This is a genomic window from Ensifer sp. Root423 (assembly GCF_001426275.1).
GTDB lineage: Bacteria > Pseudomonadota > Alphaproteobacteria > Rhizobiales > Rhizobiaceae > Ensifer > Ensifer adhaerens.
Window position 1 is genome coordinate 1 of sequence record NZ_LMEG01000034.1, and the last position, 23,606, is coordinate 23,606.

The following is a 23,606-nucleotide window of genomic DNA, read 5'->3' on the forward strand; positions in this document are numbered from 1 at the left end:
GCGATCATCGCGATCGGGTTGGCAATGCCCTGGCCGGCAATGTCGGGTGCCGAGCCATGCACCGGCTCATAGAGCGCCTTGCGCTTGCCGCTGACACCATCCGGYGCGCCGAGCGAGGCCGAGGGCAGCATGCCGAGCGAGCCGGTGAGCATSGCSGCCACGTCCGACAGCATGTCGCCGAACAGGTTGTCGGTGACGATGACGTCGAACTGCTTGGGCTGGCGCACCAGCTGCATGCCGCCGGCGTCCGCCAGCATGTGCTCGAGCTGGACGTCGGAGTACTTCGCCTTGTGCGTCTCGGTCACCACCTGGTTCCACAACACGCCCGACTTCATGACGTTGCGCTTTTCCATCGAGCAGACGCGGTTGTTGCGGGTGCGGGCCAGCTCGAAGGCGACGCCGGCGATGCGCTCGATCTCGTAGGTGTCATAGACCTGGGTGTCGATGCCACGCTTCTGGCCGTTGCCGAGATCGACGATCTCCTTCGGTTCGCCGAAATAGACGCCACCGGTCAGCTCGCGCACGATCAGRATGTCGAGGCCTTCGACCAGTTCCGGCTTSAGCGACGAGGCGGCGGAAAGCGCCGGGTAGCAGATCGCCGGGCGCAGGTTGGCRAAGAGYTCGAGATCCTTGCGCAGRCGCAGCAGACCGGCTTCCGGGCGAACCTCGTAGGGCACCGCATCCCACTTCGGACCGCCGACGGCGCCGAACAGCACCGCATCGGCGGCAAGCGCCTTTGCCATGTCCTCTTCCGAGATCGCCTGACCGTGGGCGTCATAGGCCGAACCGCCAACCAGGCCCTCGTCCGTCACGAAGCCGGCACCAAGCTCGGCATTCATGTAGGCGATGATTTTGCGGACTTCCGCCATGGCTTCCGGGCCGATGCCGTCGCCGGGNCCCTCGTCCGTCACGAAGCCGGCACCAAGCTCGGCATTCATGTAGGCGATGATTTTGCGGACTTCCGCCATGGCTTCCGGGCCGATGCCGTCGCCGGGCAGAAGGAAGAGGTTGCGCACAGTCATGGATAGTCCTTCTCGCGGGGGGAAAACTCGGCCGCGTTCTAGCGCAACTTCGTATCGAGGGAAATCGGCGAAACGAAAGATTTGTGCGCGCCCGCGAGCGGAACGTTCCCTACGGAACAGCTGATCGGTCGAGGCACTGCGATCATGGCCCAGAAGCCGCGTACCTGCCTGGCCGTCGATCCCTCGAGGAGAAAAACATGCGCAATTTTGTTCACGCCGTCGCCGCCCATATCTGCGCCACGACCAAGAACCTGACCTTTACTTCCGGCAAGCGCTCAGCCGCGTCTTCCTATAGTTGGCTTAGCTTTCCTCTTGACTGAAACGGTGCCTCCGGATCGAATGCGGGTAACACAACTGGGAACCCGCCATGTCCGAGACGCTGCTGATTGGAGCCTTTCTCGCCGCCCTCTCCTACGTCCTTATTCCCGGACCGGCGTTTCTGGCGCTGCTCGGCATCGGCGCCGGCCAGGGGCGCAAGGCAGGCGCCTTGTTCATGGGCGGACACCTTGCCGGTGACGTTCTCTGGTCGACCCTGGCGCTGGTCGCAATCGTCGGCGCGCGCTCCGTCGGCACGACGATTTTCGATATCCTCGGTCTCTTCTGCGGCGCCTATCTCGGCTGGATCGGCTGGACGGCATTGCGCGCACGCCCCGCCGGCGAGAACCGCGCGCTCGTGACAGTCGAGCGTCCTTTGAGGCGCGGACTGATTTTTGGACTCACCAATCCCAAGGGCTATCCGGTAGCGCTCGCAACCTTCACGGCGCTGCTTGCCAGCTCGGCCAACGCGCTCGAGTTCGATGCGCTGCCGGCGCTGCTCGGCGTCTCGCTGATCGGATTTCTCGTGGCCGATCTGATCCTGATCGTCATCATCGGCACCTCCGTCGTGCGGCGTTTCTACCGACGCCACGAACTCGCGATCGTCCGGCTCTCCGGTCTCCTGTTCATCGGCTTTGCCGTTCAGGCGGTCTGGCACGCTGCCCCCGGGCTTCTCGGTTTGCGCAGGCCTTGACGGCAAGCCCCCTCACGACCACCTCCATTGCCTCCGCGTCCTGATGTCATAGATAAGCGACGCCCCTCCCCGGCCCCGCGTCGGACCGCATGCGAAAGGATTTCTGATGACCACCAGCACCCCGCTCAATCCCGCGCTCACCGCATGGACCGGCCACGAAGGCCTGCCGCGTTTCGACCTGGTGAAGGACGAGGATTTTGCTCCGGCGTTCGACGCGGCTTTCAGGGAACATGAGGCGGAGATCGACGCGATTGCCGAAAACCCGGCGGCGCCGACCTTCGAAAACACGATCATTGCGCTGGAGATCGCCGGTGACGAACTGTCGCGCGTATCCTCGATCTTCTGGAACAAGGCCGGCGCCGACACCAACGAGACGATCCAGGCGCTGGAGCGCGATATCGCGCCGAAGATGTCCCGGCACTATTCGAAAATTGGCATGAATGCGGCGCTGTTCAAGCGCATCGACACGCTGTGGGAAGGGCGCGCAGGGCTTGGCCTCGATCTTGAAGCGACGCGCGTACTCGAGCGCCACTGGAAGGGTTTCGTCAAATCCGGCGCCAAGCTCGCAAAGCCGGAGCAGGAGCGGCTGGCAGCGATCAACGAGAAACTCGCCGGTCTCGGCGCCAGGTTCGGGCAGAACGTGCTCGCCGATGAGAAGAGCTGGGTTCTGTTCCTAGAGAGCGAGGAACAGCTCGCCGGCCTGCCGGACTTCCTGCGCGACGCCATGGCGGCGGTTGCCGAAGACCGCGGCCAGAAGGGCAAGTATGCCGTCACCCTGTCGCGCTCGATCATCGAACCGTTCCTGACCTTCTCCGACAATCGCGAGCTTCGCGAGCAGGCCTTCCGCGCCTGGATCGCGCGCGGTGAAAATGGCGGCGACACCGACAATCGCGGGCTGATCGCCGAGATGCTGGCGCTGCGGGCCGAAAAGGCGAAGCTGCTCGGCTATGATAACTTCGCGTCGCTGAAGCTCGACGATACCATGGCGAAGACGCCCACTGCCGTGAACGGCCTGCTGATGCAAGTCTGGGAAAAGGCGGTTGCCCGCGCCCGCGAGGAAGAGGCCGAGCTTGCCCGGCTCGTTGCCGACGAGGGCCGCAATCACGACGTCATGCCCTGGGACTGGCGCCATTACGCCGAGAAGCTCCGCGCCGAGAAGTTCAATTTCTCCGAAGGCGAACTCAAGCCTTACCTGCAGCTCGAAAAGATCATCGAGGCCTGCTTCGATGTCGCCAAGCGTCTGTTCGGCATTACCGCGGCGGAGAAGAAGGGCATTGCCGCCTACCATCCCGACGTGCGCGTCTTCGAGGTCAAGGATGCATCCGGCAAGCTGGTGGCATTGTTCCTTGGCGACTACTTCGCCCGGTCTTCGAAGCGCTCCGGTGCGTGGATGAGTTCGTTCCAGTCGCAGCACAAGCTCAAGCTGAAGAATGGCGCCGAAGGCGAGCTGCCGATCATCTACAACGTCTGCAATTTCGCCAAGCCCGCCGAGGGCAAGCCGGCGCTGCTGTCGCTCGATGATGCCCGAACGCTCTTCCACGAGTTCGGGCACGCATTGCATGGCATGCTATCCAACGTCACCTACCCTTCGGTGTCCGGCACGGGTGTGTCGCGTGACTTCGTCGAGCTGCCGTCGCAGCTTTACGAACATTGGCTGACGGTGCCGGAGATCCTGAAGCGTTATGCGGTGCACTACCAGACCGGCGAGCCGATGCCGCAGGCGCTGCTCGACAAGGTGCTGGCGGCGCGAACCTTCAACTCGGGCTTCGCAACAGTCGAGTTCACGTCGTCCGCACTGGTCGATATGGCCTATCATACGGCCGCGGTGACGGCGGAACCGATGGCGCTCGAAGCCAAGAAGCTCGATGAGATCGGCATGCCGAAATCCATCGTCATGCGCCATCGCAGCCCGCACTTCCTGCACGTCTTCTCGGGCGACGGCTACTCGGCCGGCTACTATTCCTACATGTGGTCGGAAGTGCTCGACGCCGATGCCTTCGCCGCCTTCGAGGAAACCGGCAACGCCTTCGATCCGGCCATGGCCGCCCGCCTCAAGGACAACATCTATTCGGTCGGCGGCTCGATCGATCCGGAGGATGCCTACAAGGCCTTTCGCGGCAAACTGCCGAGCCCGGATGCGATGCTCGCGAAAAAGGGCCTGGCTGCCTGAGCCACGCGGAACTCCGATCACGCCATCCGGCGTGATCGGTTGTTCCAAAGTCCCCGCACTGTCTCGCAAGCAGCCTCGAAGTCGTCGTAATTGCGCAGACTGACAAGGGCGGCAGCCGCCGTCGTAATGATGGTGGTTTCCGCGCGCTCGTCGCGGGCAGCACCAGTCCAAACCGCCTGCCAGTATTCGCGGCTGCTCAAGCCGGTGCGCGGTTCGGCCGGCGGCGCGATTTTCGCGGGAATGATGACGTCGGAGGCTTCGCCGCCGACAAGGCGGAAAAGGGGCGTCTGGCGGTAGGGCGTGAACTCAGCGTGGTCGCGGGTGTTGCCGAGGATCGTCAACTCTCTCGTGCCGAGCAGCATGGCGATGTCGCGGCTGAGCGTGCGGCTCGAGGGATTGGCGACGCCGAGCAGGCTTGTCCGTCCGCCCATCGGATTGATGAGGTGTATGGCGGCGTTTAGCGGCATGCGCATCTCCATCAGCCGATAGAGCCCCAGCAAGCGATAGACCTGCGGCGCAAAGGCCGAGAGCGGCAGATAGGCGATGCCTGCCGACCGAAGCGCTGTCTTGGCGGCCGTGATCGACGTGCAAACCGGGATGCCGGCTGCGGAAGCGGCCACCTCCAGCTTGTGCCGATCCGTACCCTCTTCACCGTAGCTTCCATGCAGCACGACGCGATGCCCGGCATCGACGACAAGCCGTGCCGCATGCAGGAACCAGGGCGCAGTCTTCAATTTGGGCGAGAGGTAGCAGGGCCAATCGAGGTCGGCGATGCCGTTTCCCGGTTCAATTGCGCCGATATGGCGGCGCATGGCGCGCACGAAACCGGCCACCTCCACCGCCGTCGGTCCGCGATAATGCAGCACCGTCATCAGCGCACCGATCTGCACCGGGTCCGCTTCGCCGGCAAGGATGATCGCCAGCGCGTCCTCGGCCTCCTCTTTGCTCAAGGGGCGGCTGCGGCCGGCGCCGGTGCCGACAGTCGCGATGCAGCGAGCCAATCGTCGTTCAGGGGCGGCATCGTCGCCGATTTCGGCCAGCTTTGCGGCGAACTGTTCCGGTGCCGGCTCCCCCTCAAGCAGGCGGCTTGGCCGGACCGCCAGCGGTGGTGCGTCGGTCAGTGCCTGCCCTTCCCAGCCGGCGTGACCTGTCTGTGTGGGTGCGGACGCGGAGCCAGCGGCGCGTGCGTCAAGCAGGGCTTCGGTCTCTGCGGCAAGAGCGCGCACGCGTAGCCGCAGAGACTCGGCAAGCGGGGTCGGGCGCAGGCCATGACCTGTGCGCAGGAACAGCGGATCGGCATAGTCCTCACGCAATTGACCGAGCAAGCGGCTCATTGCCGAGGGCTGCAGACCGACGCTTGAAGCGGCACGGCTGACGCTGTTTTCGCGTAGCAGTGCGTCCAGCGCCAGGAGCAGGCGCAGCTTGCTCAGATCCGTCTGACGTTCGTTGGAGGCCGACGCGCCTCCTGTCACGCTCGCCGTTGCTTTCGCCATGGTTCCGTCCCGCCTTTCTGTCTCATCCGGCATATTCGCGGGCGCTGTTTTGCGTCGTTTCGTATTTGGAACGGTTCCAAAACAGCGTCGTTGACCGTCTCCCTCGCCAATAACTAAGTGGAGTTCATTACTCAAGATATATGCGGGGCGAAGATGATGAAGCGGATGGGGCCTGAGACCGAAACCGAGGAGCAGCGGCAAGGGGACCGCTGGAACCGGTGCGGCTCGGCCGGATGGTCACATCGTTTCGTCTGCGCCTGCCTCGCCGGCACGGCGCTGACGGTGCCGACGGAAGCCTTGGCACAGAAGGCCAAGGAAAAGGAGAAGGCGACCGAACTCGAGCAGATTGTGGTGACGGCGACCGGGTTCGAGCAAAACGTCAAGGATGCGCCGGCGAGCATCACGGTGATCTCGGGCGAAGACCTGCAAAAGCGGTCGTTCCGCGATCTCACCGATGCGCTTCGCGACGCGCAAGGGGTTGCGGTGACCGGTGTCGCCAACGAGCGCGACATCTTCATCCGCGGCCTGCCCGGCTCCTACACGCTGATTCTTGTCGACGGAAAGCGCCAGAGCACGCGTGACGCGCGCACCAATGGCAACTCCGGTTTCGAGCAGAGCTTCATTCCGCCGGCCGCCGCCATCGAGCGTATCGAGATCGTCCGTGGGCCGATGTCGTCGCTCTACGGTTCCGATGCCATGGGTGGGGTCATCAACATCATCACCCGCAAGGTCGCCGACAGCTGGACCGGCTCGTTTACCACCGACGGCACGATGCAGCAGCACAAGCAGTTCGGCAATTCGGGCCAAATGTCGTTCTATACCAGCGGGCCGATCCTGAAAGACACGCTCGGCGTACAGATCTGGGGCCGCGGCCTGAAGCGCAGTGAGGACAGGTTCCTTTCCGGCATCACCGGTTCGAAGGAACACGATCTGACGGCGCGGCTTTCCTATACGCCGAACGAGGATCATGACTTCTTCCTCGAAGGCGGGACCGCACGGCTTCGCCGCGATGCCAATGTCGGCAAGACGATCGAGCCTGGACCGCGCGCGGTCAGCACCTACAACGACAACGACCGCGATCACTGGTCGTTCTCCCATACGGGGCGCTGGGGACCGACGACGTCTGACTTCTCCATCCTGCAGGAATGGGCGGAGCGCCGGACCTACAACTACAGCCACGCAGACGGTCGCTTCGTCAAGCAGCCGCGCGCGCCCGAGGTGCGCAACACCGTCATCGACGGCAAGTTCACCACTCCCTTCGATCTCGGCGGCAGCCACACGCTGGTGACTGGCGGGCAATATTTCGAGGCGCGGCTTTCCGACAGAACCCGGGTCGACGCACGGGCTTGAACGAGACCTTCTCGGCGACGCAATGGGCGCTGTTTGCCGAAGACGAATGGCGCATGGTCGATGACTTCGCGCTGACTACGGGCTTGCGTCTCGATCATCATGAGGAATATGGCTACCACTTGAGCCCGCGCATCTACGGCGTCTGGAACGCGACCGACATGCTGACGGTAAAGGGCGGCATTTCCACCGGCTTCCGTGCGCCCGATATCCGCAGCATCGCGCCGGGTTATGCCTATACGACCGGCGGTGGCGGTTGCTCCTATGGTCCGACCGGCACCTGCGGCGTGATCATCGCCGACCCGAACCTGAAGGCCGAATCGAGCACGAGCTATGAAATCGGCGCGGTTTGGGACAATGGCGACGTCATTCTCGGCGGTACCTATTTCTATACGGATTTCCGGGACAAGATCTCCAACTCGATGGTGCTGGATTCGGCCGGCAATCCGGTGCGCTGGAGCGAGGACCCGAACTACCGCCTCTGGTACAACTACAATATCGACGACGCGATCATTCAGGGCGTCGAGCTGACCGCGACCTGGAATGCGACGCCGGATCTGACACTTCGCGCGAGCTACACCTACACGCAGTCCGAACAGAAGACCGGTACCTTTGCCGGCTTCCCGCTGGCGCGCACGCCGGAACACATGGCCAATCTCAGGGCTGATTGGTACACGCCGGTCGAAGGGCTAGAAGCTTGGGCTTCCGTCAACTATCACGGCGAAGAGATCGCCGCCGGTCCGCGCATCGGCACCAACGGCAAGCCGGTGACGATCAACGGCCAGCAAGGCCGCAAGTACGACGCCTATACGACGGTCGATATCGGCACGAAATATGATGTCGGCGAGGGCCTGACGCTGAACGCTGCGGTCTACAATCTCTTCGACAAGGAAGTCGAGCAGACCGATTTCAACACGGTTATGGAAGGCCGCCGCTTCTGGATGAGCCTAACGGCAACATTCTGATCGTCCGGCCGGTCCCTGCCCGGCTCCCGATCGAAAACAGACGGCGCCCGGAAGGCGCCGTCTGTCATTTCTCAAGCGCCGCTCTTTCTCAGGCGCTTTGGTCCACGCCGAGGGTCGATAGCAGGCTTTTCATTCTCTGGAGCGCCAGTTCCGGCCGGTCGAGCACATTGGCGCGGTCGGCGAGGCGGAAGATATCGGCGTAGTGCAGCACCCCGCGGGCGGACTGCATGCCGGCGGGCATGGTGAAGTGGCGCTGGTGGCCGTTCAGCCAGGCGAGGAGAACGACGCCGGCCTTGTAATACTGTGTCGGTGCCTCGAAGATCTTGCGGGACAGGGGCACGGTCGGCTCGATCACGCCGCGGAAGGTGGCGAGATCGTCCTTCGCCAGCGCCGCGAGTGCCTTGGAGGCGGAGGGCGCCACCGCATCGAAGATGCCGAGCAACGCGTGGCTGTACTTCGTGCCGTCGCCCTCGATCAGTTCGGCATAGTTGAAGTCGTCGCCGGTAAAGCAGAGCACGCCTTCGGGCAGGCGATTGCGCAGTGCCACTTCCTTGGCGTTTTCGAGCAGCGAAATCTTGATGCCTTCGACCTTGTCGCGGTTGGCTTCGATGATCGAGAGCACCGTATCGAGCGCCTGGTCGAAATTCTCCGAACCCCAATAGCCCCGAAGTTGCGGATCGAACATGTCGCCGAGCCAATGCAACACCACCTTGTGCCTGGTCTGGCCGAGGATGCGGCCATAGACGAAGCGATAGTCGTCGGCCGATTGCGCTACGCGGGCGAGCGCCCGGCTTGCCATCATGATCGCCCTGCCCCCCTCGCCTTCGACGAAGCCGACCTGTTCCTCATAGGCGGCAATCACATCGTCAAGCGAGCGCGCATCGGTGGGCGCAAGATGGTCGGTGCCGGCGCCACAGGCAAGATCGGCGCCCGCTACCTGCCGCGCATCGCTGAGCGAGCGGCGGATCAACTCCTGCGCGCCCGGCCAGGCAAGGCCCATGCCGCGTTGGGCGGTGTCCATCGCCTCGGCGATTTTGAAACCCAGGCTCCAGAGGTGATGGCGAAACGCCATCGTCGCATCCCAGTCGATCGCCGGGTTGCCCCAGGGATCGAGATCCTTGAGCGGATCCGAGACCACATGGGCGGCCGCATAGGCGATGCGGTTGAAGGTCGGCGGCGTGTTGGGCCGTTCAATCGGCGTTCCGGTCAGGCGATACTGTTCAAGCGAGCCGTCTTGGCGCGGCAGCGTCAGGCTTGTCATTGGGGTTGGTCTCCTCCGCGGACGTTTGCCTTGGAATACTTTGGATCGTTCCAAATGGCAAGCGGCAATGTTTTTCAGGCGAGGCGATCCTCCTCCAGACGATTGCGGATCTCCGATAATGTCATTTAAATTCAATTAAATAATCCGTCAAACCGCAGGTCGCTACGCTTCTCGAGGTGCCTTTTGCCTGCACCGAACGCGGCCGGACGTGAAAAAAGTGATCAGCCAACTCTTGACGAAATTGGAACGTTCCAATTATGAAAGAAGAAAGCAGGCAGAAGAATTCGGGAGGATGCTGTGGTCAAGGAGAGGGTAACGGTCATCGATATTGCGCACGCTGCCGGCGTGTCGAAGTCGACCGTGTCGCTCGTTCTTCAGGGCAGCTCGCTCGTCAATGAGGCGACGCGCGCCAAGGTGAATGCCGCCATCCGCGATCTCGGCTATGTCTATAATCGCGGCGCTGCCAATCTTCGGCAATCGAAGTCCAAGATCATCGGCATCGTCGTCAACGATCTCACCAACAGCTTCTTTGCGGAACTCGCCGTCGGCGTCGATGCGGTCGTGCAATCGGCAGGCTTCGTGCAGTTTCTTGCCAATACCGGCGAAAAGATCGAGCGCCAGCGCGAAGTGGTCGCGTCGATGCGCGAGCATGGCGTTTCCGGCCTGATCATTTCGCCGGCGCGTGGCACCGAAGCGGCCGATCTTGCGCCTTTGGTCGAGAGCGGCATTCCCGTCGTGCTCGTCGTCCGCGACATTGCCGGGGCAAATGTCTCTTCGCTGATCTCCGACAACCACGCTGGTGCCGTGGCCGCGGTGCGTCATCTGATCGAACGTGGTCACCAGCGCATCGCCTTCCTCGGCGGTTTTTCCGACACCGCCGTCTTCGAGGCGCGCATGCGCGGCTACCGCGATGCGCTCGTCGAGGCCGGCATGCCGGTTTCGGAATCGCTGATCATCGGTTCGGCGCCGTCGCGTGCCGGCGGGGTGACGGCGGTGGAGCAGGCGATGATGCTCGCCGACCGGCCGACGGCCGCACTCTGCTTCAATGATGCGGTCGCTTTCGGCGTCTGCGATGGCCTGAGGGCCCGGCGGCTTGAGCCGGGTGCCGATTTCGCCGTTATCGGTTTCGACGACGTGATCGAGGCGAAGACAGCAGTTCCGGCGCTGACGACGGTGTCCGTCGATCCACAAGGCATGGGCCAACGGGCGGCCGAGCTGCTGTTGAAGCAGATCAAGGCCGGTAAGGCGGAGCCGGAAGCGATCGTCGGTTCGGTTCGTCTCGTCGTTCGCCAGAGCTGCGGCGCAGCAGTCGAGAGAAAAAGGGAGGCACTGGCATGACACGGTGGGGTCTGATCGGCGCAAGCACGATTGCGCGCGAATGGGTGATCGGCGCAATCCGCGCCGCCGGAGGCGAGGTCGTCTCCGTCATGAGCACGAGCGCGGAGCGCGGCGCGGCTTACGCCGAGGAGAACGGCATCGCCAAGTCGGTGACCACTGTTGCCGAACTCGTCGGCGATCCCGATGTCGACGCCGTCTATGTCTCCACCACCAATGAACTGCATCGCGAGCAGACGCTGGCGGCGATCGCTGCCGGCAAGCATGTGCTCTGCGAGAAGCCGCTGGCGATGACGCTGGAGGATGCGCGTGACATGGTGAGCGCAGCGCAGGAGGCGGGTGTCGTTCTTGCTACCAACCACCACCTGCGCAATGCCGCCAGCCACCGCGCAATGCGCGATGCGATCGCCGAGGGCAGGATCGGCCGGCCGATTGCAGCCCGCGTCTTCCACGCCGTCTATCTGCCGCCGCATCTCCAGGGCTGGCGACTGGAGAGGCCGGACGCCGGCGGCGGCGTCATTCTCGACATCACCGTGCATGACGCCGATACGCTGCGCTTCATCCTCAACGACGATCCGATCGACGCCGTTGCCATCAGTCACAGTGCCGGCATGGGCAAGGAAGGCCTGGAGGATGGTGTCATGGGTGTCATCCACTTCCGCTCCGGCGTCATCGCACAGTTCCACGATGCCTTCACCACCAAATACGCAGAGACCGGTCTTGAGGTGCATGGCACCGAAGGATCGCTGATCGGCCGCAACGTGATGACGCAGAAGCCGACAGGCACGGTGACGCTGCGCAACGCCGATGGCGAGAGCGAGCTGACGCTCGACCACCGCAATCTCTACGAAACAGCGCTTTCCGCTTTCCATGCCGCTGCCCAGGGCAACGGCCGTCCATCTGCGACGGGCGAGGATGGCGTCTGGTCGCTGGCAACGGGCCTTGCCGTCGTCAAGGCGGCGGCCACCGGCCAGGCCGTGGCGATCGAAACGGGACTTTGAACTCATGTCGATGAACAAGCACATCTCGCCGGCCGAAGCGGCTGCCCTGATCCCGGATGGCGCGGTGGTTTCGGTCTCCTCGTCCAGCGGCCTCGGCTGCCCGGATCTGATGCTCAAGGCGATCGGCGAGCGGTTCGAGACGACCGGCCACCCACGCGACCTGACGACGCTGCATCCGATTGCCGCCGGCGACATGAGCGGCATCAAGGGCGTCGACTATATCGCCAAGAAGGGTCTGCTGAAGAAGATCATCGGCGGCTCCTATCCCTCGGGTCCGTCGAGTGCGGAACCGCCGTTGATCTGGCAGATGATCGGCGCTGACGAAGTGGCAGCCTACAACGTGCCCTCCGGCATCCTCTTCGACATGCACCGCGAGGCGGCGGCCAAGCGCCCGGGCGTGATGACCAAGATCGGCCTCGACACCTTCGTCGATCCGTCGCGCGAAGGCTGCGCCATGAATGCTTCGGCCGCGGCTGAGCCTGTGGTGAAGAAGGTCTCGTTCGAAGGCGAGGACTGGCTCTATTTCAAGGCGATCGCGCCGCAAGTGGCGATCATCCGCGCGACGACGGCGGACGAGCGCGGCAATCTCACCTATGAGCACGAGGGCGCCTATCTCGGTGGTCTCGACCAGGCGCTCGCTGCCCGCAACAATGGCGGCATCGTCATTGCCCAGGTCAAGCGCATCACCAAGGAAGGCTCACTGAAACCCCACGACGTGCGCGTGCCGGGCGTGCTGGTGGATTATGTCATCGTCGATCCCGACCAGAAACAGACGACCCAGACGCTTTACGATCCGGCGATTTCCGGCGAGATCTTCCGGCCGCTCGACAGTTTCCGGGTGCCGGAATTCAATATCCAGAAGGTCATTGCCCGCCGCGTGGCGCAGGAGCTTGAAGCCGGCAGCGCCGTCAATCTCGGCTTCGGCATTTCGGCCAATGTGCCGCGCATCCTGCTCGAAGAGGGGCTGCACGGTGCGGTCACCTGGGTGATCGAGCAGGGCGCTGTCGGCGGCGTGCCGCTGCTCGACTTCGCCTTCGGCTGCGCGTCCAATGCCGATGCCTTCATGCCCTCGCCCTACCAGTTCACCTATTTCCAGGGCGCCGGCTTCGATGCCTCGCTGCTCTCCTTCCTTGAGATCGATCGCAACGGCTCGGTCAACGTGTCGAAACTCTCTTTCCGCCCGCATGTGACGGCCGGCGCCGGCGGTTTCGTCGACATAACGGCACGGGCGAAGAAGATCGTCTTCTCCGGCATGTTCAATGCCGGCGCCAAGCTCGCGGTCGCCGACGGCAAACTGGTGATCGAAAAGGAAGGCAAGCTGAAGAAGCTGGTCAACGAGGTCGAACACGTCACCTTCTCAGGCCGTCGCGGTATCGAGCAGGGCCAGGACATCACCTATGTCACCGAGCGCTGCGTGATGAAGCTGACGCCCGAGGGCGTGATGCTGACCGAGATCGCGCCGGGGGTCGACCTGCAGGCGCATATTCTCGACCAGTCGGAATTCCCAATGATCGTTTCCGACAGACTGAAGACCATGGATGCGGGTCTGTTCCAGGATGCATTGCTTGGTCTTGAACTGCCGAAGAAGCCGGCGCGCCGGCTTCAGGGAGGCGACCGTGGCTGAGGGCCGTATCCGCATCGGCGTCGACGGTGCTGTCGCGATCATGACGATCGCCCGTCCGGAAAAGCTCAACGCTTTCGATATCGACATGCTGAAGGCGTTGGCATCGGCTTGCGACGAGATTGAAGCCGACCGCAATGTGCGTGTCGTCATCCTCACCGGCGAGGGCAAGGCATTTTCGGCCGGCGGTGACATCAAAGCCTGGGGCGGCATGGATGCGCCTGCCTTCGGGCATGACTGGGTACGGTTCGGTCATCGCGTGTTCGAGCGGCTGGCGACGCTGCGCATGCCCGTCATCGCCGCTCTTAACGGCCATGCGCTTGGCGGCGGGCTGGAACTGGCGGCGGCGGCCGATATCCGGCTGGCCGAAGCGCAGATCAAGATCGGCCTGCCGGAAACGAGCCTCGGCATGGTTCCCGGCTGGTCGGGCACGCAGCGCCTCGTCTCTCGCTTTGGCGCCCAGATCGTCAGGCGCATGGTGCTTGGCGGCGAGATGTTCACCGCCGAGGCTGCTCTGCGCGAAGGTCTGGTCGATGCCGTCGTCGAGACGGGCACGGTGCTGGCCGCTGCCCGCGATTACGCGGCGCGTGTCGCCAAGCGCGGGCCTGCGGCGCTTGAGATTTCGAAACTGATGCTCGCTTCGGCGAATGGCGAAGACAACGGATCCGCAGTCGAAGCGCTCGGCTCGATCCTTGTCGCCAAGACCGGCGACCTCAAGGAAGGTGTCGCCGCCTTCTCCGAAAAGCGTGAAGCCCAATTCAAGGGAGAATGGTAATGACCGTGCTCGTGAAACCCAAGCCGATCGAGGGCCAAAAGGTTCGCGCCTTCCAGATGCTGATCGACGGCAAATGGGTGGACAGCGCCGAGGGCCGTACGATCGAGCGCGTGGCGCCGGGCCACGGCGTCGTCGTCAGCCGCTATCAGGCGGGCACCAAGGCCGACGCCGAAAAAGCGATTGCTGCCGCACGCCGTGCCTTCGACGAGGGCACCTGGCCGCGCATGACCGCTTCGCAGCGTTCGCTGGTGCTTTTGCGCGCAGCCGATATCATTGCCGAGCGCGCCGATGAGCTTGCCTATCTCGATGCGATCGAATCCGGCAAGCCGATCAGCCAAGCCAAGGGCGAACTCGGCGGTGCCGCCGATATCTGGCGCTACGCCGCGGCTCTCGCCCGCGATCTGCATGGCGAAAGCTACAACACGCTCGGTGACGGTACACTTGGCGTCGTGCTGCGCGAGGCGATCGGTGTCGTCTCGATCATCACGCCCTGGAATTTCCCGTTCCTGATCGTCAGCCAGAAGCTGCCCTTTGCGCTGGCCGCTGGCTGCACCACTGTCGTCAAGCCGTCCGAGCTGACCTCGGCCTCGACGCTGCTGCTCGGTGAAATCCTCGAAGCCGCCGGCGTTCCCGCCGGCGTGGTCAACATCATCACCGGCACGGGGCCGGAGGTCGGCGCGCCAATGACGACGCATCCGGATGTCGACATGGTGTCCTTCACCGGCTCGACCGGCGTCGGCCGCCTGACCATGGCCAATGCTGCCCAGACGCTGAAGAAGGTCTCGCTGGAACTCGGCGGCAAGAACCCGCAGATCGTTTTCCCCGACGCCAATCTCGACGAATTCATCGATGCCGCCGTCTTCGGCGCCTATTTCAATGCCGGCGAATGCTGCAATGCCGGCTCGCGATTGATCCTGCACCGTGACATCGCCGACGAGGTGACGCGCCGCATCGCCGAGCTCTCGGCCAAGGTGAAGGTCGGCGATCCGCTCAATCCGGAAACCCAGGTCGGCGCAATCATCACGCCGCAGCATCTGGAAAAGATCGCCAGCTATGTTTCTGCTGCTTCGAAGGATGGCGCTGCGGTTGCCCATGGCGGCACCGCGCTCGATCTCGGCATGGGCCAGTTCATGGCTCCGACGATCCTTTCTTCCGTGCGCCCGGACATGGCGGTGGCGCGCGAGGAAGTGTTCGGCCCGGTTCTCTCGGTGCTGACCTTCGAGACGACGGAAGAGGCGATCGGCATCGCCAATGCGATCGACTATGGTCTTTCGGCCGGTGTGTGGAGCCGCGACTTCGACACCTGCCTGACGATCGGCCGCCGCGTGCGCGCCGGCACCATCTGGATGAACACCTTCATGGATGGCGCGTCGGAACTGCCCTTCGGCGGCTACCGCCAGTCCGGCCTCGGCCGCGAACTCGGCCGGCATTCGGTCGAGGATTACACCGAGACCAAGACGCTCAACATGCATATGGGGCCGCGTACCGGCTGGTGGATGCCGCGCTAAGGCTGAAACAGGGGAGGAGAGGACATGCGGACGATGGGGAGAACATTGGGGCAGGAGGCAGCGTCACGTGACGCCGCCTTGCGTACCGTGTTCGCCCGCTCAGCCGGCCGCGCCGAAGCTCGATGGGATCTGCGGACAGAGCAGCAGCTGCAGCTTGCTGACGTCGCTTTCTCCGCCGATCTTCTGCAGGAGCACCCGGCCCATGTCCTCGCCGGTCGCCGTCAGGTCCTCGTAGATCGTCTCGACCTGCGGCTGGATGGCGCTCAGGAGATGCGAGGTCTGCTTGGCGACGATGTCGTATTCGCGTCCGAGCGTCAGCCCGCAATCGCTCATGCCGGTGATGGTTGCGAGCGCGCAGACTTCGCCGCCGCACATGAAACTGTCCGGCGGATCGGGCTCGGCATAGCGCTGGCGCACGCGGTCGCGGATGGCGCCTGCCGGGCTGTCGAGATCGATGCCCGAGAGGATTTCGTAGGCGCAGCCCGCCTCGCGCACGGCGGTCATGAAGCCGTGCTGAAGATGGCCGGCAAAGGTGAAATCGGCGGGGCCACTGATCAGTGCGGGCTTGCGCCTGCCCTTGGCGATCAGGCGCTTCGTCGCCTGGTAGGAAAAGGTGAAGTTGTCGTAGTCGACATAGGGATGTGGGGTGGAAAGCTCCGTGCGCCCATGGGTGACGAAGGGAAAGCCGAGATCGGACAGCAATCGGACCCGGGGATCGAGCGGTTCCGTGCGCGAGAAGATCAGGCCATCGGCCATCGCGTTGCGGGTGATGTAGTTGACCGCTTCGACATTGGTCGAGTTCAGGAAGTTCGGCATGACGATCAGGTGGTAGGCCGTGCCCTGAAGTGCCTTGGCGATGCCACTCATGATCGAGGTGCCGTAGCCGAGGATTTCCTCGTGCGGGTCGAGCAGCACGCCGATGACATTGGTGCGGCCGGTCTTCAGGCGCTGGGCGGCGCGGTCGGGCGAATAGCCGATCTCGTCTGCGACCTCGCGCACTCGCTTGCGGGTATCGAGCGAGATCTGCGGCGCATCGGAAAGGGCACGCGAAACGGTGGTGACCGCAAGGCCGGTGATTTCCGCGATCGTGCGAAGGGTCGGCTTGCCGCGCTTGACGGCAGAACCAATGTCTTCGGCGTGGGCGGGCTTGGAGGGATCGGCCAATGCTAGTCTTTCTGAACGCGGGCGGGAGCGGTGTTTGTATCGTGGTGCGAGGGCTTAGGCAATCGAATCATGAAAACGTTTTAAATCTCGCATCGCGGCATGGTGTGCTGCACTGCAATAGCTAATGTGAGCTATATAATTCAGTAAATTCAAACGGTTCCGAAGGTGCTAAAATACAAAATGGCGGAATGCTTGACTTGCTGAATTTATAACGTTTTAAATGGCCAGCCGCTGGCTGAAGCGGCGCGAATTCCGGGGTGGAGGAGGTTCCGCCTCGTTAACTTGCAAACGGGAGGAAAACGATGCGCAAGTTGATGACGACGACGGCCGTTGTGGCGCTGATGATGGCGGCCACCGCCGCGCGCGCAGCCGAAAATGTGGAAGTTCTGCACTGGTGGACATCCGGTGGCGAAGCCGCCGCACTCGACGTTCTGAAGAAGGACCTGGAAAGCAAGGGCATCACCTGGACCGACATGCCGGTTGCCGGCGGTGGCGGTACGGAAGCGATGACGGTTCTGCGCGCTCGCGTCACCGCAGGCAACGCTCCGACCGCCGTGCAGATGCTCGGCTTCGACATTCTCGACTGGGCCAAGGAAGGCGCACTCGGCAACCTCGACGAGACCGCTTCCAAGGAAGGCTGGGACAAGGTGATCCCGACCGCCCTGCAGCAATTCTCGAAGTATGACGGCCACTGGATCGCAGCGCCGGTCAACGTGCATTCGACCAACTGGGTCTGGATCAACAAGGCCGCCCTCGACAAGGCTGGCGGCAAGGAGCCGACCAACTGGGACGAACTGGTTGCCCTGCTCGACAACTTCAAGGCCCAGGGGATCACCCCGATCGCCCATGGCGGCCAGCCCTGGCAGGATGCGACGATCTTCGACGCCGTCGTGCTTTCGCTCGGCACCGACTTCTACAAGCAGGCTTTCATCGATCTCGACCCGGCAGCGCTCGGCGGCGACAAGATGAAGGAAGCCTTCGACCGCATGACGAAGCTGCGCTCCTATGTCGACGACAACTTCTCGGGCCGTGACTGGAACCTCGCCTCCGCCATGGTCATAGAGAACAAGGCCGGCCTGCAGTTCATGGGCGACTGGGCCAAGGGCGAATTCCTGAAGGCCAAGAAGGTGCCGGGCACCGATTTCGTCTGCATGCGCTTCCCGGGTACGCAAGGGTCCGTGACCTTCAACTCCGACCAGTTCGCGATGTTCAAGGTTGCCGACGACAAGGTTCCGGCCCAGCTCGCCATGGCTTCGGCGATCGAAAGCCCGACCTTCCAGTCGGCCTTCAACGTGGTCAAGGGCTCGGTCCCGGCCCGCACCGACGTTCCGGACACGGACTTCGACGCCTGCGGCAAGAAGGGCATCAAGGACCTGGCAGAGGCCAACACCAACGGCAAGCTCTTCGGCTCCATGGCCCATGGCCATGCCAACCCGGCTGCCGTGAAGAACGCGATCTACGACGTCGTGACGCGCGAGTTCAACGGCGAACTGACGTCCGAAGAGGCCGTCAAGGAACTGGTCTCGGCCGTCGAGGCCGCGAAGTAACGGGCTCGCTCCGGGGCGCACTCTAGGCGCCCCGGACACCCCATTCCGACATGCAGGCGCCGTCGAACCGCCGTGGCCAACAGGACACGGGGAGGGGCGCTTTGATACCCAGAACCTCGCGCGGATGCCGATATCAGGGATTTCCCGACGGCCGCGCCAGAAGTGGTGAACGTTCATGGATAGCCGCAGTCGCCTGCAGGACCTGATACCGAAGCTGGTGCTTGCCCCGAGCTTCCTCATCGTCCTGATCTTTGTCTATGGCTTTATTGCCTATACCGGCTTTCTGTCGATGACGGACAGCAAGATGCTGCCGTCCTACAATTTCGTCGGGTTAAGCAATTATTCGAAGCTGTGGGCGCTGCCGCACTGGTGGCGGGCGGTGAGCAACCTGGCGATCTTCGCCGCGCTCTATATCGCCATCTGCTCCGTGCTCGGCCTTGGGCTGGCAATCCTGCTCGACCAGAAGATCCGGGCCGAAGGTTTCCTGCGGCCGATCTACCTCTACCCGATGGCACTCTCGTTCATCGTGACCGGAACGGCCTGGAAGTGGTTCCTCGATCCCGGCATCGGCCTTGAGAACACCATGCACCTCTGGGGCTGGGAGAGCTTCTCGTTCAACTGGATCAAGGACCGCAACTACGCGATCTACTGCGTCGTCATTGCCGCGGTCTGGCAGTCGACCGGCTTCATCATGGCGATGTTCCTTGCGGGCCTTCGCGGCGTCGACAACGAGATCATCAAGGCAGCGCAGATCGACGGCGCCAAGACCTCGACGATCTATCGCCGGATCGTCATTCCCCTGATGCGGCCGGTGTTTCTTTCCGCATTCGTGGTGCTCGCGCATCTGGCGATCAAGGCCTACGACCTGATCATCGCGCTTACCGGCGGCGGCCCCGGCCAGGCGACCGAACTGCCGGCGACCTTCATGTATTCCTACACCTTCACCCGCAACCAGATGGGCATCGGCGCGTCCTCGGCGATCATCATGCTGGTGATGATCTTCTCGATCATCGTTCCCTATCTCTATTCCGAAATCCGGGGAGCACGACGCTGATGAGCGCTCCGAGCCCAGACAACATCATTTCGCACAACCGCCTCACCCGCGCGTTGATCTACACCGCGCTGATCCTCTTTGCGCTCTATTCGCTGTTGCCGCTCTACGTGATGCTGGTGAACTCGGTGAAGCCGCTCGACGAGATCCGCCAGGGCGGCATGCTCAACCTGCCGCAGACCTTTACAGTCGAGCCGTGGCTTCAGGCCTGGTCGACGGCGCAGATCGGCGTGCAGCCGACCGGCCTGAAACCCTTCTTCATCAACTCGATCCTGATGGTCGTGCCGGCCGTGGCGATCTCGACGATCATCGGCGCACTCAATGGCTATGTGCTGACGAAGTGGCGCTTCCCCGGTGCCAACATCTTCTTCGGCATGCTGCTGCTCTCATGCTTCATCCCGTTCCAGATCGTGCTGATCCCGATGGCACGCATCCTCGGCATCCTTGGGATAGCCGGTTCGATCTGGGGCCTGATCTTCGTCCATGTGATCTACGGCATCGGCTTCACGACGCTCTATTTCCGCAACTACTACGAAGCGTTCCCGACCGAGCTGGTGCGCGCAGCGCAGATCGACGGCGCCAGCTTCTTCCAGATCTTCTGGCGCATCCTGTTGCCGTCCTCCGGTCCGATCATCGTCGTCTCGGTCATCTGGCAGTTCACCAACATCTGGAACGACTTCCTGTTCGGCGCGTCCTTCTCAGGCCCCTATTCGACGCCGATGACGGTCGCGCTGAACAACCTCGTTTCGTCCTCGACAGGCGTCAAGGAATACAACGTCCACTTCGCGGGCGCGATCCTCGCCGCCCTGCCAACGCTCATCGTCTACATCGTGTCCGGCCGCTACTTCGTTCGCGGGCTGATGTCGGGCGCCGTGAAAGGATAAGCTCATGTCTTTCTTGAAAATCAGCAACCTGCGCAAATCCTATGGCTCGCTCGAGATCCTGAAGGATATCAACCTGGAGATCGAAGAAGGCGGCTTCCTGGTGCTGGTCGGCCCCTCCGGCTGCGGCAAGTCCACACTTCTCAACACCATTGCCGGTCTGGAGCCGATCACATCGGGCGAGATCGCCATCAACGGTCGCTCGGTTGCCGATCTGCATCCCTCGAAGCGCGACATCGCCATGGTGTTCCAGTCCTACGCGCTCTACCCGAACATGACGGTTGCCGGAAACATCGCCTTCGGCATGGAAATCCGCGGCGTGCCGAAGGAGGAGCGCGAAAAGGCGATCAAGCAGGTCTCGGAAATGCTGCAGATCGGCCATCTGCTCGATCGCAAGCCGAGCCAGCTCTCGGGCGGCCAGCGCCAGCGCGTCGCCATGGGCCGAGCGCTGGTGCGCAACCCGCAGGTCTTCCTGTTCGACGAGCCGCTCTCCAACCTCGACGCAAAGCTGCGCGTCGACATGCGCACCGAAATCAAGCGGCTGCACAACCGCATGAAGACGACGATCGTCTACGTGACCCACGACCAGATCGAGGCGATGACGCTGGCGACCAAGATCGCGGTGCTGAAGGACGGCGTGCTGCAGCAGTTCGGGACGCCGGCCGAGATCTACAACAACCCGGCCAACATGTTCGTCGCCGACTTCATGGGCTCGCCGGCGATGAACCTGCTGACGGCGCGGATCGAAAAGAGCGGCTCCGACATTGCGGTCACGCTGACGCGTCCGAATGCCGAGCCGCTGAAGCTTGCGGTGCCTCAGGCCAACGGCGCACTGTCTGCCTATGCCGGCAAGGACGTCGTCTTCGGCATCCGTCCGGAAGCGCTGACCGATCCTGATGGCGCCGACCGCAATGCCAAGGTGGTCGCCGAGGGCGAGTGCCTGATCGAGGTGGTCGAGCCGGCCGGCTCCGATACCTTTGCGGTCACCCGTCTCGGCGGCAAGGAAATCGTTGCCCGGCTGAGAGCCGATGCCCGCATCGCGCCCGGGCAGACCTCGCGCCTTGCCTTCAATCTCGACAAGGCGGTGTTCTTCGATCCGCAGAGCCAGCAGCGGATCGCGTAACCAACGATGCAGGAGCAGCCGGACATCGTCATTATCGGGTCGGGGATCGGCGGCTCCACGCTTGCGGCGGGGCTTGCCGGCTCCGGCGCCCGCATCGCCATCCTCGAGCGTGGCGACCGCCTGCCCGATACGCCGGAGGCGCGCAGCTACAGCTCGATCTTCGTCAAGGGCCACTTCCGCCCGAGGGAGATGTGGCGCGAACCCGACGGCACCGAGTTCAACCCCGGAAACTTCTACTTCGTCGGCGGCAATTCCAAGCTCTTCGGTGCGGTGCTCCTGCGATACCGGGCCGAAGATTTCACCGAGATGCAGCATCTCGGCGGCGTTTCGCCGGCGTGGCCTTTCCCTTACGAGGAGCTGGAGCCCTGGTACGGCAAGGCCGAGCAGCTGTTCGAGGTGCGCGGCGAATTGGGCGACGACCCGACGGAGCCGTTCCACAGCTCGCCTTACACTTTCGGCCCGGTGCCGGACGAGCCGGCGATTGCGCGGGCCCGTGCAGAGCTGAAGGCGCAGGGGCTCAATCCGGCAACGCTGCCGCTCGGCGTCGACATCGACGCCTGGCTTGCCGGCGGGCGCACGCCCTGGGACGGGTTTCCGAACACCGGCAACGGCAAGATGGACGCTGAAACCGCATCGCTCGCTTCCGCACTGAAGGATCCCAATATCGAGCTGATCACCTCGGCGCATGTCGACACGCTGGAGGCGGGACCCGGCGGCCGGATCGAGGCGATCCACTACACCCACAGGGGCGAGAAGAAGAAGCTGTCGCCGAAGCTGGTAATCCTGTCGGCGGGCGCGATCAATTCGGCCGCCATCCTCTTGCGGTCCGGCGACGGCAAGGGGCTCGCCAACGCCTCCGACCAGGTCGGCCGCAACTTCATGAACCACAATTGCAGCGCCATGCTGGCAATCAACCCGTTCAAGCGCAACGACAGCATCTACCAGAAGACGCTGATGCTGAACGACTATTACCTCACCGGCAGCAGGGATGGCCTGCCGCTCGGCAACGTCCAGCTGCTCGGCAAGATCAACGGCGACATCCTCAAGGCCAATGCGCCCCTCTGGGCGCCGCGGTTTGCCTTCGATTTCATGGCCGGCCATGCGGTCGACTGGTACATGATGACGGAGGACCTGCCGAACCCGGAAAGCCGCATCATGGTCGACGGCAACGGCATCATCATGCAGTGGCGACGCTCGAACACGGAGGCGCTGTCCGGGCTCGAAGCGAAGATGCGCGCGCATTTCAAGGCAGCCGGCTATCCGATCGTGCTGTCCCAGGCTTTCGACAAACGCACGCCGTCACACCAGTGCGGCACGGTGCGGATGGGCAAAGACCCGAAGCATGCGCCGCTCGACACCTACTGTCGCGCCTACGACCACCCGAACCTCTTCGTCGTCGACGCGAGCTTCCTGCCGACATCGGCGGCCGTCAATCCGGCGCTGACCGTTGCTGCCCAGGCGCTCAGGGTCGCCGACCATATCGCCACTAGGGAGTTTCGATCATGACGTCATCGACGCGCCCCGTCGCCATCGTCACCGGCGGCCGCCGCGGCATCGGTCTCGGCGTCGCCCGTGCGCTCGCCCGCGAGGGCTTCGATATTGCGCTCACCGGCCTCGGTGCGGCGGACGCGACGACCGCCCAGACGCTGTCGGAACTTTCCGGCGACCACGGCCGGGCGATCTACATCGAAGCGAACCTTGCCGATATCAGCGGCCATGCGGCGACTGTCGAGCGTGTTCGCGCCGAGCTCGGTCCGATCCGCTGCCTCGTCAACAATGCCGGCATCGCCTCGGTGATGCGGGGTGATTTCCTCGATCTGCTGCCGGAAAATTTCGACACGATCGTCGCCACCAACCTGCGGGGAACGGTATTCTTCACCCAGGCCGTGCTCGTCTCGATGCTGACGGATCCGGCTGATGTAGCACCGCGGTCGATCATCAACATCACCTCGGTTTCGGCAACGATGACGTCGCCCGAGCGGCTCGACTATTGCATGACCAAGGCCGGCCTTGCCGCCTTCAGCCAGGGGCTGGCGCTCAGGCTTGCCAATACCGGCATCTCGGTTTTCGAGATCCGGCCGGGTATCATCCGCTCCGACATGACCGCCGGCGTCTCGGCGAAATACGATGGCTTGATTGACGGCGGGTTGGTGCCGATGCGGCGCTGGGGCGAGCCCGATGACATCGGCAATATCGCGGCCGGGCTTGCCGGCGGCAAATTCGCCTTTGCCACCGGCTCGGTCATCCAGGCGGATGGCGGGCTTTCGATCGGCCGTCTCTAGGAAACGCGCAGGATTATTGAGGCTCGCAAGCGGGCAGGATTTGAATTGAAC

The 23,606-nt window shown here is 63.4% G+C and carries 18 protein-coding genes and 1 pseudogene; 15 read left to right on the forward strand and 4 right to left on the reverse strand.

Going from position 1 to position 23,606, the window contains the following annotated elements:
- Positions 1–896: 3-isopropylmalate dehydrogenase (leuB, locus tag ASD01_RS23665; RefSeq protein WP_244495301.1), on the reverse strand; the 896-nt coding region annotated here is incomplete at both ends.
- A 323-nt stretch (positions 897–1,219) separates the two neighbouring features.
- Between leuB and ASD01_RS37305 the strand changes: the two genes are divergently transcribed.
- From ASD01_RS37305 to ASD01_RS23680, 3 genes are all read left to right on the forward strand, one after another.
- A complete protein-coding gene (locus ASD01_RS37305; protein WP_256385288.1) occupies positions 1,220–1,342 on the forward strand; it encodes a hypothetical protein in 123 nt (40 codons plus the stop codon).
- Between the two features lie 47 nt (positions 1,343–1,389).
- Entirely contained in the window at positions 1,390–2,031 is a 642-nt protein-coding gene (locus ASD01_RS23675) for a LysE family translocator (RefSeq protein WP_034803056.1), read from the forward strand.
- A 106-nt stretch (positions 2,032–2,137) separates the two neighbouring features.
- On the forward strand, positions 2,138–4,201 hold the full coding sequence (locus tag ASD01_RS23680; protein ID WP_034803053.1) for a M3 family metallopeptidase: 2,064 nt from the start codon (positions 2,138–2,140) through the stop codon (positions 4,199–4,201).
- 17 nt (positions 4,202–4,218) lie between these two features.
- Here the strand turns inward: ASD01_RS23680 and ASD01_RS23685 are convergent, their stop codons facing one another.
- Positions 4,219–5,694 carry a glycosyl transferase family protein gene (locus ASD01_RS23685; protein WP_082572986.1) on the reverse strand — a complete coding sequence of 492 codons (1,476 nt, stop codon included), beginning with the start codon at positions 5,692–5,694 and terminating at the stop codon, positions 4,219–4,221.
- A gap of 276 nt (positions 5,695–5,970) precedes the next feature.
- Between ASD01_RS23685 and ASD01_RS23690 the strand changes: the two are divergent.
- Positions 5,971–8,006 (forward strand): annotated as a pseudogene (locus ASD01_RS23690) (TonB-dependent receptor domain-containing protein).
- Between the two features lie 88 nt (positions 8,007–8,094).
- Here ASD01_RS23690 and ASD01_RS23695 read toward each other — a convergent pair.
- Positions 8,095–9,267, reverse strand: a complete 1,173-nt coding sequence (locus ASD01_RS23695) for a dihydrodipicolinate synthase family protein (protein ID WP_034803050.1) — start codon at positions 9,265–9,267, stop codon at positions 8,095–8,097.
- A 297-nt stretch (positions 9,268–9,564) separates the two neighbouring features.
- Here ASD01_RS23695 and ASD01_RS23700 point away from each other — a divergent pair, with 297 nt between their 5' ends.
- From ASD01_RS23700 to ASD01_RS23720, 5 genes are read left to right on the forward strand one after another with little or no spacing between them, the layout of a single operon-like run.
- Positions 9,565–10,605 (forward strand): LacI family DNA-binding transcriptional regulator, encoded by a 1,041-nt coding sequence (locus ASD01_RS23700; protein WP_034803047.1) that lies wholly within the window; start codon positions 9,565–9,567, stop codon positions 10,603–10,605.
- Entirely contained in the window at positions 10,602–11,603 is a 1,002-nt protein-coding gene (locus ASD01_RS23705; RefSeq protein WP_060529992.1) for a Gfo/Idh/MocA family protein, read from the forward strand. Before ASD01_RS23700 ends, ASD01_RS23705 begins: the two co-directional genes overlap by 4 nt.
- Positions 11,604–11,607: 4 nt before the next feature.
- A complete protein-coding gene (locus ASD01_RS23710; protein WP_156623698.1) occupies positions 11,608–13,227 on the forward strand; it encodes an acyl CoA:acetate/3-ketoacid CoA transferase in 1,620 nt (539 codons plus the stop codon).
- Positions 13,220–13,999, forward strand: coding sequence for an enoyl-CoA hydratase/isomerase family protein (locus ASD01_RS23715; protein ID WP_034803042.1), 780 nt, complete (start codon positions 13,220–13,222; stop codon positions 13,997–13,999). The genes ASD01_RS23710 and ASD01_RS23715 overlap by 8 nt, the downstream gene beginning before the upstream one ends.
- Positions 13,999–15,507, forward strand: a complete 1,509-nt coding sequence (locus ASD01_RS23720; protein ID WP_034803039.1) for an aldehyde dehydrogenase family protein — start codon at positions 13,999–14,001, stop codon at positions 15,505–15,507. Before ASD01_RS23715 ends, ASD01_RS23720 begins: the two co-directional genes overlap by 1 nt.
- Before the next feature lie 99 nt (positions 15,508–15,606).
- On the opposite strand, the gene ASD01_RS23725 is transcribed toward ASD01_RS23720, so the two are convergent.
- A complete protein-coding gene (locus tag ASD01_RS23725; RefSeq protein ID WP_034803036.1) occupies positions 15,607–16,671 on the reverse strand; it encodes a LacI family transcriptional regulator in 1,065 nt (354 codons plus the stop codon).
- Positions 16,672–16,985: 314 nt separating this feature from the next.
- Here ASD01_RS23725 and ASD01_RS23730 point away from each other — a divergent pair, with 314 nt between their 5' ends.
- The 6 genes from ASD01_RS23730 to ASD01_RS23755 all read left to right on the forward strand — a co-directional run bounded on the left by ASD01_RS23730 (position 16,986) and on the right by ASD01_RS23755 (position 23,555).
- Positions 16,986–18,218, forward strand: a complete 1,233-nt coding sequence (locus ASD01_RS23730; RefSeq protein WP_370689582.1) for an ABC transporter substrate-binding protein — start codon at positions 16,986–16,988, stop codon at positions 18,216–18,218.
- A gap of 175 nt (positions 18,219–18,393) precedes the next feature.
- Positions 18,394–19,272 (forward strand): carbohydrate ABC transporter permease, encoded by an 879-nt coding sequence (locus ASD01_RS23735; RefSeq protein WP_034803019.1) that lies wholly within the window; start codon positions 18,394–18,396, stop codon positions 19,270–19,272.
- Entirely contained in the window at positions 19,272–20,153 is an 882-nt protein-coding gene (locus ASD01_RS23740; RefSeq protein WP_034803016.1) for a carbohydrate ABC transporter permease, read from the forward strand. The genes ASD01_RS23735 and ASD01_RS23740 overlap by 1 nt, the downstream gene beginning before the upstream one ends.
- A 4-nt stretch (positions 20,154–20,157) precedes the next feature.
- A complete protein-coding gene (locus ASD01_RS23745) occupies positions 20,158–21,273 on the forward strand; it encodes an ABC transporter ATP-binding protein (RefSeq protein WP_034803014.1) in 1,116 nt (371 codons plus the stop codon).
- 6 nt (positions 21,274–21,279) lie between these two features.
- The gene (locus ASD01_RS23750; RefSeq protein ID WP_060644526.1) at positions 21,280–22,779 is read left to right on the forward strand and encodes an FAD-dependent oxidoreductase; all 1,500 of its coding nucleotides are present in this window, start codon (positions 21,280–21,282) and stop codon (positions 22,777–22,779) included.
- Positions 22,776–23,555, forward strand: coding sequence for a 3-ketoacyl-ACP reductase (locus tag ASD01_RS23755; RefSeq protein ID WP_034803008.1), 780 nt, complete (start codon positions 22,776–22,778; stop codon positions 23,553–23,555). Before ASD01_RS23750 ends, ASD01_RS23755 begins: the two co-directional genes overlap by 4 nt.
- Positions 23,556–23,606: the final 51 nt, after the last annotated feature.